The 13358-nt window shown below is 65.1% G+C and carries 10 protein-coding genes; 6 read left to right on the plus strand and 4 right to left on the minus strand.

What is annotated here, in order from left to right; genetic code table 11:
* Nucleotides 1–3: 3 nt before the first annotated feature.
* Complete coding sequence (gene arnB / locus ACA097_RS17885) at nt 4–1143, minus strand: UDP-4-amino-4-deoxy-L-arabinose aminotransferase (RefSeq protein ID WP_043254912.1); 1140 nt, start codon at nt 1141–1143, stop codon at nt 4–6.
* Between the two features lie 337 nt (nt 1144–1480).
* Between arnB and ACA097_RS17890 the strand changes: the two genes are divergently transcribed.
* The 4 genes from ACA097_RS17890 (at nt 1481) to ACA097_RS17905 (ending at nt 5908) form a co-directional block, all read left to right on the plus strand.
* The gene (locus ACA097_RS17890; protein WP_371364955.1) at nt 1481–3517 is read left to right on the plus strand and encodes an aminotransferase class I/II-fold pyridoxal phosphate-dependent enzyme; all 2037 of its coding nucleotides are present in this window, start codon (nt 1481–1483) and stop codon (nt 3515–3517) included.
* Between the two features lie 71 nt (nt 3518–3588).
* Nucleotides 3589–4377, plus strand: a complete 789-nt coding sequence (locus tag ACA097_RS17895; protein ID WP_043254908.1) for a transporter substrate-binding domain-containing protein — start codon at nt 3589–3591, stop codon at nt 4375–4377.
* Nucleotides 4378–4425: 48 nt separating this feature from the next.
* On the plus strand, nt 4426–5136 hold the full coding sequence (locus ACA097_RS17900) for an ABC transporter permease (RefSeq protein WP_043254906.1): 711 nt from the start codon (nt 4426–4428) through the stop codon (nt 5134–5136).
* A gap of 10 nt (nt 5137–5146) precedes the next feature.
* Entirely contained in the window at nt 5147–5908 is a 762-nt protein-coding gene (locus ACA097_RS17905) for an ABC transporter permease (RefSeq protein WP_043254905.1), read from the plus strand.
* On the opposite strand, the gene ACA097_RS17910 is transcribed toward ACA097_RS17905, so the two are convergent.
* Complete coding sequence (locus ACA097_RS17910) at nt 5899–6522, minus strand: TetR/AcrR family transcriptional regulator (RefSeq protein WP_043254903.1); 624 nt, start codon at nt 6520–6522, stop codon at nt 5899–5901. The two genes, ACA097_RS17905 and ACA097_RS17910, sit on opposite strands and share 10 nt — an antisense overlap.
* 96 nt (nt 6523–6618) lie before the next feature.
* Between ACA097_RS17910 and ACA097_RS17915 the strand changes: the two genes are divergently transcribed.
* Nucleotides 6619–7632 carry a succinylglutamate desuccinylase/aspartoacylase family protein gene (locus ACA097_RS17915; protein WP_371364959.1) on the plus strand — a complete coding sequence of 338 codons (1014 nt, stop codon included), beginning with the start codon at nt 6619–6621 and terminating at the stop codon, nt 7630–7632.
* Nucleotides 7633–7728: 96 nt separating this feature from the next.
* Here ACA097_RS17915 and ACA097_RS17920 read toward each other — a convergent pair whose 3' ends face one another.
* Nucleotides 7729–9312, minus strand: coding sequence for a peptide chain release factor 3 (locus ACA097_RS17920; protein WP_160288259.1), 1584 nt, complete (start codon nt 9310–9312; stop codon nt 7729–7731).
* A 605-nt stretch (nt 9313–9917) separates the two neighbouring features.
* On the opposite strand from ACA097_RS17920, the gene ACA097_RS17925 reads away from it, so the two are divergent.
* Nucleotides 9918–11081, plus strand: a complete 1164-nt coding sequence (locus ACA097_RS17925; protein WP_160288257.1) for a type III PLP-dependent enzyme — start codon at nt 9918–9920, stop codon at nt 11079–11081.
* A 387-nt stretch (nt 11082–11468) separates the two neighbouring features.
* Here the strand turns inward: ACA097_RS17925 and ACA097_RS17930 are convergent, their stop codons facing one another.
* Nucleotides 11469–13244 (minus strand): phosphoethanolamine transferase CptA, encoded by a 1776-nt coding sequence (locus ACA097_RS17930; protein WP_371364963.1) that lies wholly within the window; start codon nt 13242–13244, stop codon nt 11469–11471.
* Between the last annotated feature and the right edge of the window lie 114 nt (nt 13245–13358).

Below are 13358 nucleotides of genomic sequence, written 5' to 3' on the forward strand. Positions count from 1 at the left end.
CTATTACCGAAGGATGGTTTCGAAGGCCCCGACCACACGGTCCAGATCGGCGTCGGTCATGTCGGGGAACAGCGGGATCGAGCACAGCCGCGCCGAGTTCCACTCGGTGTTGGGCAGGCTGACCCCGGGGAAGCGTTGGCGGTACCAGGTGTGCAGGTGGGTGGCGACGAAGTGGATGCCGGTACCGATCTGGTGTTGCTGCAGGGCCTGCATGAAGGCCTCGCGGTTCATGCCGCAGGCGTCTTCGTCGATACGCACGATGAACAGGTGCCAGGCATGCTGTTGCGGGTAATCCGGCAGGGCCAGCGGCTGCACCGGCAGGTGCGCCAGGCGCTCGCGGTAGGCCAGGGCCAGTTCGGTGCGGCGCGCGTTGATCTCGTCCAGGCGGTGCAGCTGCACCAGCGCTATGGCCGCGTTGATGTCGGTCAGGTTGTACTTGAAGCCCGGCTCCACCACCTGCGCCTGCGGCTTGCGGCCGTGGGTCAGGCGGTCATAGGCGTCCACGCCCAGGCCGTGGAACTTCAAGGTGCGCACGCGATTGGCCAGGGCCTCGTCGTCGGTGACGAACATGCCGCCTTCCGCGCAGGTCATGTTCTTGATCGCGTGGAAGGAGAAGATCGCCGAGCCGCGCGAGCCGACATGACGGCCTTTGTAACGGGTGCCGGCGGCGTGGGCGGCGTCCTCGATCACGGCGATGCCGTGCTTCTCGGCCAGGGCGTAGAGCGGGTCGAGGTCGAAAGAGGCGCCGGCGTAGTGCACCGGGATGATCGCCTTGGTGCGCGGGGTGATGGCCGCTTCGATGCGCGCGGCGTCGGTCATCAGGGTGTCGCGGTCGACATCGACGAACACCGGGGTAGCGCCGAGCAGGCAGATCATGTTGGCGGTGGACACCCAGGTCTGCGACGGGGTGATGACCTCGTCACCCGGACCGATGCCCAGCGCCAGCAGGGCGATGTGCATGCCGCCGGTGGCGGAAGCGACGGCTACCGCGTGCTTGCAGCCGACGTATTCGGCGAAGCGCTGCTCCAGGGCCTGGTTCTTCGGTCCGGTGGTGATCCAGCCGGAGCCCAGTACCTCGGTGACGGCTTGGATTTCCTCGGCACCGATGCTCGGGCGCGAGAAGGGGAGGAACGCGTTTTCCATGCAATGGCCTCGACTTTGACCGGCAAGCTAACAATTCGGGGTCGAATGCTAGCGAAGTGATCGTTAAGAACCCGTTATGTCCGAGTTCCGAATTTGTCGCTACTTCCTTGAATCCTGAGTGTACCGAGCTGTCGCTTAACTTCCACGGGGGATTTCAGTGCCCGCGAATGGGGCCTGCAGGGCCCGGCCGCTCTATCTCGGGGCGCATTGAACGGCCGCTCAAATTGGCCGGAAAATACTGTTGAACACTCGTTCATTCGGGTCTATGGTGGCTCGCACTGGCCGCCGGACGATGTGTCGCACCGACGGCTTCCGTCATTCCGGGTGAGGCACTTGCATGCGTTATTCGTCGCTTGTGGACAGGATGGTCGGGCCAGGCACTGCTGCCTGGGATATTCACTACGCCGCAACGGCCGCCCAGCGCACCGGCGAAGACGTGATAGTGCTGAGCGTCGGCGATCCGGACTTCGCCACGCCGGAGTTCATCACCGAAGCGGCGGTGACTTCGCTGCGCGCCGGCGATACGCATTACTGCGACGTGGCCGGCCGCCCGGAACTGCGCCAGGCCATCGCCGATCTCTACCGGCGGCGCTTCGACCTGCAGGTCGCGCCGGACAACGTGATCCTCCTGGCCGGCGCGCAGAACGCCCTGTTCGCCGCCGCGCTCTGCCTGCTGGAGGCGGGGGACGAGGTGATCGTCTTCGACCCGGTCTACGTCACCTACGAAGCTACCCTCAAGGCCACCGGCGCCAAGCTGGTAGCGGTGCCGACCCGTGCCGAGGACGGCTTCCGCCTCGACGCGCAGGCCCTGGCAGCGGCCATCACGCCGCGCACCAAGGCGATCTTCTTCGCCAACCCGAACAACCCCACCGGCGTGGTCATGACTCCGGACGAGCTGCGCGCCATCGCCGCGGTCGCCGAGCGCCACGACCTCTGGGTGGTGGTCGACGAGGTCTACGAGGCGCTGACCTTCGAGCAGCCGCACCAGAGCTTCGCCGCGCTGCCCGGCATGGCCGAACGCACCCTGAGCCTGGGCAGCCTGTCCAAGTCCCACGCCATGACCGGCTGGCGCGCCGGCTGGGTGGTCGCCGAACCCAAGCTGGTGGCGCACATCGAAAACCTCGCGCTGAACATGCTCTACGGCCTGCCGGGCTTCGTGCAGGAGGCCGCGCTGGCGGCGGTCCGCGCCCACGATGAAGTCGCCAGCTCGATGCGCGAGGTCTATCGCCGCCGCCGCGACCTGGTGCTGCAACGGTTGTCGCGCAGCTCGAAGCTCAAGCTGCTTTCGCCGCAGGCCGGGATGTTCGTCATGGTCGATGTGCGCGGCACCGGCCTCAGCTCGCTGGACTTTGCCTGGCAACTGTTCCGCGCCCGTGGCGTGTCGGTGCTCGACGCCGCCGCCTTCGGGCCGCAGGCCAATGGCTTCGTGCGGCTGTCCTTCACCCTCGCCGACGAGACCCTGGCCGAGGCCTGCGAGCGCATCCTCGCGTTCGTCGAAGAGCTGCCGCATGCGCCCGCAGGAGCGGATCTCATCCGCGAACCGAACCGCGCAGCGTCTGATCGCGGACAAGGTCCGCTCCTACAGGAGCCGGCCAAGCCCGCCAGCAACCCGGTAATCGAGGTGGTCGACCTGCACAAGCGCTTCGGCCAGTTCGAGGTGCTCAAGGGCGTTTCGCTCAAGGCCAGCGAAGGCGGTGTGATCTCGCTGATCGGCGCCAGCGGCTCGGGCAAGAGCACCCTGCTGCGCTGCATCAACATGCTGGAAGTGCCGAACGCCGGTACCGTCAGCGTCGACGGCGAGATCATCCGTCTCGACCAGGACCGCCACGGCGAGCCGCGCGTCGCCGATCAGAAGCAGCTGACGCGCATCCGCTCGCGGCTGGGCATGGTGTTCCAGAACTTCAACCTGTGGCCGCACCGCACCGTGCTGGAAAACCTCATGGAGGCGCCCACTTTTGTCCTCCACGAAAGCAAGGCGGAAGCCCGCGATCGTGCCGAGGCGCTGCTGGCGCGGGTCGGCCTGGCGGAGAAGCGCAACGAGTACCCGGCCTTCCTCTCCGGCGGCCAGCAGCAGCGCGTGGCGATCGCCCGCGCCCTGGCTGTGCGGCCGAAAGTCATGCTGTTCGACGAGCCGACCTCTGCGCTCGACCCGGAGCTGGTCGGCGAAGTGCTGCGGGTGATCCGCTCGCTGGCCGAGGAGGGGCGCACCATGATCCTGGTGACCCACGAGATGGCCTTCGCCCGCGACGTATCCAGCCACGTGGCCTTCCTGCACAAGGGGCTGATCGAGGAGGAGGGCACGCCCGAGGAGGTCTTCGGCCGGCCGCGCAGCGAACGCTGCGGGCAGTTCGTCAACGCACAGCAGAATCGCTGAACCAGCCGCCCCGCGCGGCTGCCATGAAAAGCTTCGAGCACAACAATCCACAAGAAAGCGGAAGGGGCATCATGAAAAAGAATGGTCTTTGCGGTTGGTTGGTGGGTACGGCATTGCTGGCATCGGGCATGGCCAGTGCGCAGGCGCAGACCCTGCACTTCGCCCTGGCGGCGGAACCCTATCCACCGTTCTCGGTGAAGCAGCCGGACGGCAAGTGGACCGGCTTCGAGCCGGACCTGATCCAGAAGGTCTGCGCCGAGCTCAAGGCGCAGTGCGAGATCGACGAGGTGGCCTGGGACGGCATCATCCCGGCCCTGCTGTCGAAGAAGATCGACGTGATCTTCAACTCCATGTCGATCACCGAGGAGCGCGAGAAGCAGATTGCCTTCAGCGTGCCCTACTACGACACCCCGGTGGCCGTGGCCGCGCCGGCCGCCAGCGAGATCAAGATCAGCCCCGAGGGCCTGAAGGGCAAGGTGATCGGCGTGCAGACCTCCACCGTCAGCTCCAGCTATCTGAAGAAGTACTACGAGAAGATCGCCGACGTTCGCTACTACGACACCCAGGACTCGGTGAACGCCGACCTGGTGGCCGGGCGCATCGACCTGATGATGGCCGACGGCGTCGCCGTGAAGGCCTTCCTCGATTCCCCGGATGCCAAGGCCGCGGGCATCGTTTCCAAGGGCGAGGTGCCCTACGACCCTGTGTTCGGCCGTGGCGTGGGCGCCGGCCTGCGCAAGGAAGACACCGCGCTCAAGGCGCAGATCGACGACGCCATCGGCAAGCTGCTGGCCAGCGACGACTACAAGCAGCTGTCGAACAAGTACTTCGGCCTGAGCGTAGCGCCCAAGCAGCAGTGATGATCCGGCGCCGCCCACGGGCGGCGCCGTCGTTTCGAGGACTTCGTCATGCAGTCTTATCTGGATCTGGTCGGCTTCGGCGCCCAGGGCTGGGGACCGGCCCTGCTGCGCGGGTTGCTGGTGACCCTGCAGATTTCCTTCGGTGCCTTCCTGCTCGGCCTGCTCATCGGCCTGGGTGTGGCCAGCGCCAAACTCAACGGACCCCGCCCGCTCGCCGCCCTGGCGCGCGGCTACATCACCCTCGGCCGGGCAGTGCCCGAGCTGCTGCTGATCCTGCTGCTCTATTACGCCGGCTCTTCGGGCCTGAACCAGCTGTTCGCCTGGCTCGGCTACGGCGAGGTGCGGCTCAACGGCATGATGGTCGCCATCGCCGTGCTCGGTCTGGTGCAGGGCGCGTATGCATCGGAGATCTTCCGTGGCGCCATCCAGGCCATCCCCTATGGCCAGATCGAGGCGGCGCGGGCCTACGGCATGCACGGCTGGCGCCTGTTCAGCCGGGTGACGCTGCCGATCATGGCGCCCAACGCGCTGGCTGGCATGGCCAACCTCTGGGTCAACCTGATCAAGGACAGCGCGCTGATCAGCGTGGTCGGCACCAGCGAGCTGCTCTATACCGCCCGCCAGGCGGCCGGCTCGACCCGCCACTACCTGACTTTCTACCTCACCGCCGCGGCGCTCTACTACGTGCTCACGGTGCTTTCCAACCTGTTCTCCGGCTGGCTCGAGCGACGATTCCGCCGCTGGATTCCGGCAGTCTGAGAGGCGCGCGATGAGCGATCACTGGATATTCACCTACGGCTCGCTGCTGCTGCGCGGGCTGGGCACCACCCTCTCGTTGTTGCTGGTTTCCGCAGTCCTGGGCTTCGCCCTGGCGCTGCTGGTGGCGCTGGCGCGGATGTCGCGCAACGTGGTACTGGCGAAGGGCAGTCTGGCGTTCACCAGCGTGATCCGCGGCACGCCGTTGCTGGTGCAGATCTACACCTGCTACTACGGCCTGGGCAGCCTCTTCGCCCAATACCCGCCGATCCGCAGCAGCTTTCTCTGGCCCTACCTGCGCGATGGCTACTGGTACATCGTGCTGGCGCTGGTGCTGTCGGTCGGCGCCTACGTCGGCGAGGTGGTGCGCGGCGGCATGAAGGCCGTGCCGCGTGGCGAACTGGAGGCCGCAGCGGCCTTCGGCATGCGCCGCAGCCTGGTGCTCTATCGCGTCTGGCTGCCACGGGCGATCCGCCTGCTGCTGCCGACCCTGGCCGGGGAAACGGTGCTGTTGCTGAAGTCCACCGCGTTGGCCTCGACTATCGCCGTGGTCGACCTGCTCGGCGCGGCCAACGTGGTGCGCGCGCAGACCTTCCAGGTCTACCAGCCGTTGCTGATGGTGGCGGCGATCTACGTGTGCCTGACGTTCATCATCCAGGGCGCCTTCAGCCTGCTGGAACGCAGCACGCCGGTGCGCGGCGCAGCGAACCTGCCGCGCTCGCGCGTCGGCTGGCTGTTCTGGCGGCGCAAGGTAAAGGCAGGCGGTCAGGCGTAGGCGCCGCGGCGCAGACCTTCGACCCAGCGACGGCTGAGTTCCAGGCCGTCCTCGGCGCTGAAGGTAGTCGGGTTGAGGCACCACTCCAGCCAGAGGCCGTCGAGCATGGCCGACAGGCCGATGGCGGCCAGGCGCGGATTGGCGATGCCGAAGTCCTCGCTTTGCGCCAGGTCGACGATCAGCGTTTCGAGCAGTTCCAGGTAGGCGTGATAGCCGCGCTCGTGGGCGTCGTTGACTGGCGCCGAGTGGCGGATGAGGCTCCAGAACACCACCCAGGGGCTGAGCAGGTCGGAGTCGAGCACACCCGGCGAGAAGGAGCCGACGAGGAAGGCATCGAGGCGCGCGGCGGGATCATTACCCGCATCGGCGACCGACTCGCGCAAGGAGTGGGTCACTTCGCTCGCGAGGGTTTCGTAGGCCTGGGCGACCAGCGCCTCGATGCTGCCGAAATGGTGGTTCACCAGGCCCACGGCGACGCCCGCTTCCTTGGCGATCTTGCGCACCGAGATGCCGGCGTGGCCATCGGCGACCAGGCACTTGAGACAGGCGCGGACCAGATCGTCACGGCGCTCCTCGGGTGTCGCACGGCGGGCTTTCGGGCGGGGGCTGTCCACGCGGGGAGTTCCTTGTGCGGGGCGCGGTAGGTGGGGATCGATACTAGGGGGCGCCAGGCGAATTTGCCATGCCCCGCGAGCAGACGAGGAGGCGTGATGATCGAGGAAATTTCGCTGCAGGTGACGGGGGATTCCGGTGCACTCCTGCGCGTGCCGGCATGGCGCATCGACGGCGGTCATAGAGGCCCGCGCGTGCACCTGCAGGCCGGTGTCCATGCCGATGAAATCGCCGGCATGCTGGTGCTCCACCAACTGCTGCCGCGCCTGCGCGAAGCGGCCGAGCACGGCCTGCTCAACGGCAGCGTGACGCTGGTCCCGCAAGCCAATCCGTTCGGCATCGGCCAGTTCCGCCAGGGGCGTATTCTCGGGCGCAACCACGAAGGCAGTGGACGCAATTTCAACCGTGGCTTTCCGGCCTCGGCAAAGGCCACGGGAACCCTGGACAACCTCACCGACTGGCAGCGCCAGCTCGCCGCCCTGGCGGCTCCGGCGGACATCGTCCTCGACCTGCACACCGACGACGAGGCGCTGCAGTACGTCTATCTCCACGAGCGCTTCTGGCCCGCCGGGCAGGACCTGGCGGCGGCGCTGCAAGCCGAACTGGCGATCATCTGGGAAGGCGACGGCGACGGTGCCTTCGAGGAAGTGGTGATCGAGCCCTGGCTCGCCGAAGGCCGCTTCGATGGGCGCCTGGTGGCTACGGTGGAACTGCGTGGGCAGGGCGACGTCAGCGATGCGCTGGCGCAACAGGATGCCGATGGCTTGTGGGCGTTTCTGTGTGGACGCGGCGTCATCGAACAACACGCAAAGCTGCCGCAGTGGAAGGGCGTCGCGGTGCCCATGGGCTTCATGGAAACGGTGTTCGCGCCGGTGGCCGGGGTGCTGGTGTTCGAGCGCGAGCTGGGCGAAGTGGTACAGGCGGGCGAACGCTTCGCCCGCATCATCGCCAGACCCGGCGACGCAGAAAGCGAAGTGGTGCTGACGGCGCCGCAAACCGGCATGCTCGCGACCCGCTACCGTGACCGCCTGATCCCGCGTGGCTCGATTGCGGCGAAGTTCACCGGTTCGGCGCCGTCTTCTACCTGGAGTTCCGGCGCGCTCGATCCGTGACGCGGACGGCTCTTCGTAGGAGCGAGCTTGCTCGCGAACCCTGGCGCCGAAAACAAAAACGCCCGCTGCATGCGGGCGTTTTCGTGAGCGGCGAACTCAGTGGTGTTCGCGGGTAGCGCGGAAGGTGATGTCCGGCCAGCGCTCTTCCATCAGGCTCAGGTTCACGCGGGTCGGGGCCAGGTAGGTGAGGTGGCCGCCGCCGTCCACGGACAGGTTCTCGAAGGCCTTGTCCTTGAACTCCTTGAGCTTCTTCTCGTCCTTGCACTCGATCCAGCGGGCCGACCAGACGTTGATCTGCTCGTAGGCGCACTCGACCTTGTATTCCTCCTTCAGGCGGCTGGCGACCACGTCGAACTGCAGCACGCCCACGGCGCCGAGGATGATGTCGTTGTTGCGCTCGGGGAAGAACACCTGGGTGGCGCCTTCCTCGGCCAGTTCCTGCAGGCCCTGGCGCAGCTGCTTGGACTTCAGTGGGTCCTTCAGGCGCACGCGGCGGAACAGTTCCGGGGCGAAGTGCGGGATGCCGGTGAAGCCCAGGGCTTCACCTTCGGTGAAGGTGTCGCCGATCTGGATGGTGCCGTGGTTGTGCAGGCCGATGATGTCGCCGGCGTAGGCCTCTTCCAGCTGCTCGCGCTCGCTGGAGAAGAAGGTCAGGGCGTCGGCGATCTTCACGTCCTTGCCCAGGCGCACGTGGCGCATCTTCATGCCCTTCTCGTACTTGCCCGAGCAGATGCGCATGAAGGCGATGCGGTCGCGGTGTTTCGGGTCCATGTTCGCCTGGATCTTGAACACGAAGCCGGAGAACTTCTCCTCGGTCGGTGCCACGGTGCGCTCGTGGGTGCCGCGCTCCAGCGGTTGCGGGGCCCAGTCGACGATGCAGTCGAGCACCTGGTCGACGCCGAAGTTGCCCAGCGCGGTACCGAAGAACACCGGGGTCATCTCGCCGTCGAGGAAGGCCTGCTTGTCGAACTCATGGCAGGCGCCCTGGACCAGCTCCAGCTCTTCCAGGAAGTTCTCGTAGAGGTCGCCGAGGTGGGCGCGGGCTTCGTCGCTGTCGAGCTTGTCGATGATCTTGGTCTCGATGCGCTCGTGGCCGTGGCCGGGGACGTAGACGATGATCTTGTCGTCGGCCAGGTGGTAGACGCCCTTGAAGTCCTTGTAGCAGCCGATCGGCCAGGTGATGGGCGCGGCCTTGATCTTCAGCACCGCCTCGATTTCGTCTAGCAGCTCGATGGGGTCGCGGATGTCGCGGTCGAGTTTGTTGATGAAGCTGACGATGGGCGTGTCGCGCAGGCGGCAGACTTCCATCAGGGCGATGGTCCGCGGCTCTACGCCCTTACCGCCGTCCAGAACCATCAGCGCCGAGTCCACCGCGGTCAGGGTGCGGTAGGTGTCTTCGGAGAAGTCTTCGTGGCCGGGGGTGTCGAGCAGGTTGATCATGTGCTCGCGGTAGGGGAACTGCATCACCGAGGTGGTGATGGAGATGCCGCGCTGCTTCTCCATTTCCATCCAGTCGGAGGTCGCGTGACGGTCGGATTTACGCGACTTCACGGTACCGGCGACGGCAATGGCCTTGCCCATCAGCAGCAGCTTCTCGGTGATGGTGGTCTTACCGGCGTCGGGGTGGGAGATGATCGCGAACGTACGGCGCTTGGCGACTTCGGCGGCCTGGTTGGTCATGGATGCGTGCCTGCTGGATAGGTGGCGACGGGCGAGGGTCAGCCCGGAAAAACGCGGGATTATAACGTGAAAAGCCTTCGCGATCAGGTCGCCGGTCCGGGCGGTCGGAACATAGTCCGTTGTCGCCGGTCTGTCAGAAAGGCAGGGGATGATGAAGTGTCGCGAAATGCCCTGGAACCCGCGTCTGTGCGTTATTCCAAGCGTTTTGTTGAGTATCTGAAACAGTCAATCGAGTAAGTGACAAAGGGTTGCTTCAAAGCGGCAATTTTCTATTGAACTCAGGGAGTTCAGGTCCTAAAGTTCGCGCCCGAACGTCCATGCTGGAAACGATCCATCCGGCTCAAGTACTGACGACGAGAGGTCGCTTCGGTGCCATGCGACTCCCGCAACCCTCTCCTGGCGTTGTTGCTCCGCCTTGCCGTAGGACCACTACTGTCTTCGGCGAAGCGCCTAGCCATGAGAGGGTTGCAGTAGCCGCTAAAGCATTGAAGGTCTGATCCTCGGCGACATGCCTTGGGAAGTAGGCGAACCAAAGTGGGGAAACGGATTAGACGTTCAGCTTCACCCCTACGTATCCATTTGTTTTGCCATTGGGAGTCCCAACCATGTCCATCAAGGTCGAGGATTACTTCGCCCCTGAAACCTTCCAGCGCATGAAGGCGTTCGCCGACACGCAGGAAACCCCCTTCGTCGTCATCGACAAGCAGACCATCGCCGATTCCTACGATCAGCTGACCGGCTGCTTCCCGTTCGCCAAGATCTACTACGCAGTCAAGGCCAACCCGGCCACCGAGATCACCGAACTGCTGCGCGACAAGGGCTCGAACTTCGACATCGCCTCGATCTACGAGCTGGACAAGGTGATGAAGACCGGTGTCGGCCCGGAGCGCATCAGCTACGGCAACACCATCAAGAAGTCCAAGGACATCCGCTACTTCTACGAGAAGGGCGTGCGCCTGTTCGCCACCGACTCCGAGGCCGACCTGCGCAACATCGCCAAGGCCGCGCCGGGCGCCAAGGTCTACGTGCGCATCCTCACCGAGGGCTCGACCTCGGCCGACTGGCCGCTGTCGCGCAAGTTCGGCTGCAACCCGGACATGGCCCTGGACCTGCTGATCCTCGCCAAGCAACTGGGCCTGGTGCCCTATGGCGTGTCCTTCCACGTCGGCTCGCAGCAGCGTGACATCGACGTCTGGGACGCGGCCATCGCCAAGGTCAAGGTGATCTTCGAGCGCCTGAAGGAAGAAGACGGCATCACCCTTCAGATGATCAACATGGGGGGCGGCTTCCCGGCCAACTACATCCAGCGCACCAACAGCCTGGAAACCTACGCCGAGGAAATCATCCGCTTCCTCAAGGAAGACTTCGGCGACGAGCTGCCGGAAATCATCCTCGAGCCGGGCCGTTCGCTGATCGCCAACGCCGGAATCCTGGTCTCGGAAGTCGTGCTGGTCGCGCGCAAGTCGCGCACCGCGGTCGAGCGCTGGGTCTACGCCGACGTGGGCAAGTTCTCCGGCCTGATCGAAACCATGGACGAGTCCATCAAGTTCCCGATCTGGACCGAGAAGAAAGGCGAGATGGAAGAGGTGGTGATCGCCGGTCCGACCTGCGACAGCGCCGACATCATGTACGAGAACTACAAGTACGGCCTGCCGCTGAACCTGGCTGCCGGCGACCGCCTGTACTGGCTGTCGACCGGTGCCTACACCACCAGCTACAGCGCGGTGGAATTCAACGGCTTCCCGCCGCTGAAGTCTTTCTACGTCTGAGGCATTGGTGTCATGAAAGAGCCCTGCGATTGCGGGGCTTTTTCTTTGTGGCGAGCAGAGCAGCCGTAGGGCGAATAACCGTTCGCATCGATGCGTCGCCGACCTGTAGGAGCGGGCCATGCCCGCGATCTTTCGCGGTCAAGCTCCGCTCCTGCACTCCTGCACTCCTGCACCGTGCTGCCCATTCACGTCTTCCCCGCGAACGCGGAGGAGGCGAGTCTGTGTAGGAGCGGATTCATCCGCGAACCGCATGGCACGGAGTTCCTCTGTAGGAGCGGCCCATGGCCGCGAATCGCGGGCATGGCCCGCTCCTACAGGGAAGGGCTATTGGTGCGTCTTCCAAAACGAAAACGCCCCGCATGTGCGGGGCGTTTCGGAGTGGCCGGATCAGCCTTCGGCAGGCTTCTTCGCCGGGGTCTTGGCGTCGTGGGCGATCTTTTGCTCGCCCACCGCGTTTTCCGCCGGCAGCTTGTCGAACTCGTGCAGGCCGTTCTTCGCGTAGGGGTCGCCGATCCAGCGCGGCGACTGAACGTAGTTCGGGCTGACCACGCTCTTGCCCGGCTCGAAGCGGTCGTAGCTCAGGCCGGCCAGGTCCGACAGGGTGTGGATCAGGTGTTGGCTGCTGTACGGCCGCGAGGTCATCGACTGGAGGTCGCGCGGATGTGCCAGCTGCCAGCTCGGCGAAGTCCAGACCATGAACGGAATGGTGTACATCGGCCGGGTCGGGGCGTTCTCGTTGCGGCCCAGGCGGTCGTGCTTGCCGGAGCTGAAGACTTCCTCGCCGTGATCGGAGAGATACAGCAGGAAGCCGTTCGGGTCGGTGCCGGCGTAGCGCTTGATCAGGTTGGAGACGACGAAGTCGTTATAGAGCACCGCGTTGTCATAGAAGTTGTAGGTCTGCGCCTGGTCGTCGCTCAGGCCGGAGGGCATGCCCTTGCGGTCGTTGAAGCGGGCGAACTCGTCCGGGTAGCGATAGCGGTAGTCCATGTGCGTGCCGAGCAAGTGCACGACGATGAACTTCTTCGGCGCCGGGTCCTTGAGGACTTTCTCGAAGGGGGCGAAGACCACGTCGTCGTACTGACGCGCGTTCTGGTTGCGCTGGTTGTTCAGGTAGAACTGCTCGTCCGTCTGCTGCGAGAAGGTGGTGAGCATGGTGTTGCGCTTGGTCATCGTCTGCTGGTTGGTGATCCAGAAGGTCTTGTAGCCTGCCTGTTTCATCAGATTGATCAGCGACGGATCGGTGAGGAAGCGGTCGGGGTGCTGCTCGTCACCGAAGGTCAGTGCCTGCTGCATGACCTCGATGGTGTAGGGGCGGGGCGAGACCACGTCCTTGAACACCGCCAGGTTGCGGTCGCTGGCGGCCAGCGCGTCAAGGTTGGGCGTGGTCTCGCGGTCGTAGCCATACAGGTGCATGTGCTCGCGGGTGGTCGACTCGCCCAGCACCAGCACCAGGGTGCGCGGTGCTTCGCCGCTGGCGTCCTTGAGGTTCTGCAGCGGCGGCAGCGAGGCGTTCTGCTCGAGCAGCTTCTGCATGTTGTCTAGCTGCTGGCGGTACTGCGCGTAGCCCACCACCAGTTGCCAGGGCACGGCCGGCTCCATGCGCTGCTGCACTTTCTCAAGTGCCTCGGCGAAGCTGCGCTCCTGGGTGACCATCTGTTTGTAGAAGGGGTACACCAGGTTCATCGCTACCAGCAGCACGGCCACCGGCACGCGGGCCAGCAGCGGCAGGCGCACCGGGCGCACGCGGCGCCACAGGAGCACGGCGACCGCTGTGTAGACCAGCAGCGCCAGGCACAGCCAGATGCTGAAGTACTGACTGAAGTACTCGCCGGCTTCGGCCGTGTTCGACTCGAACATGACGAAGATGACGCTCTGCGAGAACTCCTGGTGATAGATGCCGAAGTAGCTCAGGCCGACCAGCGAGGCCGCCCACAGCACCAGGCCGATGACGGCCGAGATGCCGCGGGTGAAGTGCGGCAGCAGGAGCACCGGGGCTAGCCACAGGCTGCTGAGGAAGAAGGCGTCGCGGAAACCGGAGAAACCGGTGGTGCCGCTGAGCAGGATCAGCAGCTGGGTGACGCCGGAGAAGTACCAGAAGAACAGCAGCAGCCAGCCCAGGCCGGCCCAGTCCACCTTGCGGCGGGAGGGGGTAGATATCGACACGCTCGCCTCGCGAGTTGATTGCGGGCCGCCGCCGGAAAGAAGGGCGGCCTTTAGGAAGCGGGCGAGGCTAGCAGTCCAATTGTGAAAAAGTCGTCAAATCTGTGAAATTTTCAG

Origin of the sequence: Pseudomonas sp. QL9 (assembly GCF_041409665.1) — a bacterium.
Lineage (GTDB): Bacteria > Pseudomonadota > Gammaproteobacteria > Pseudomonadales > Pseudomonadaceae > Pseudomonas > Pseudomonas knackmussii.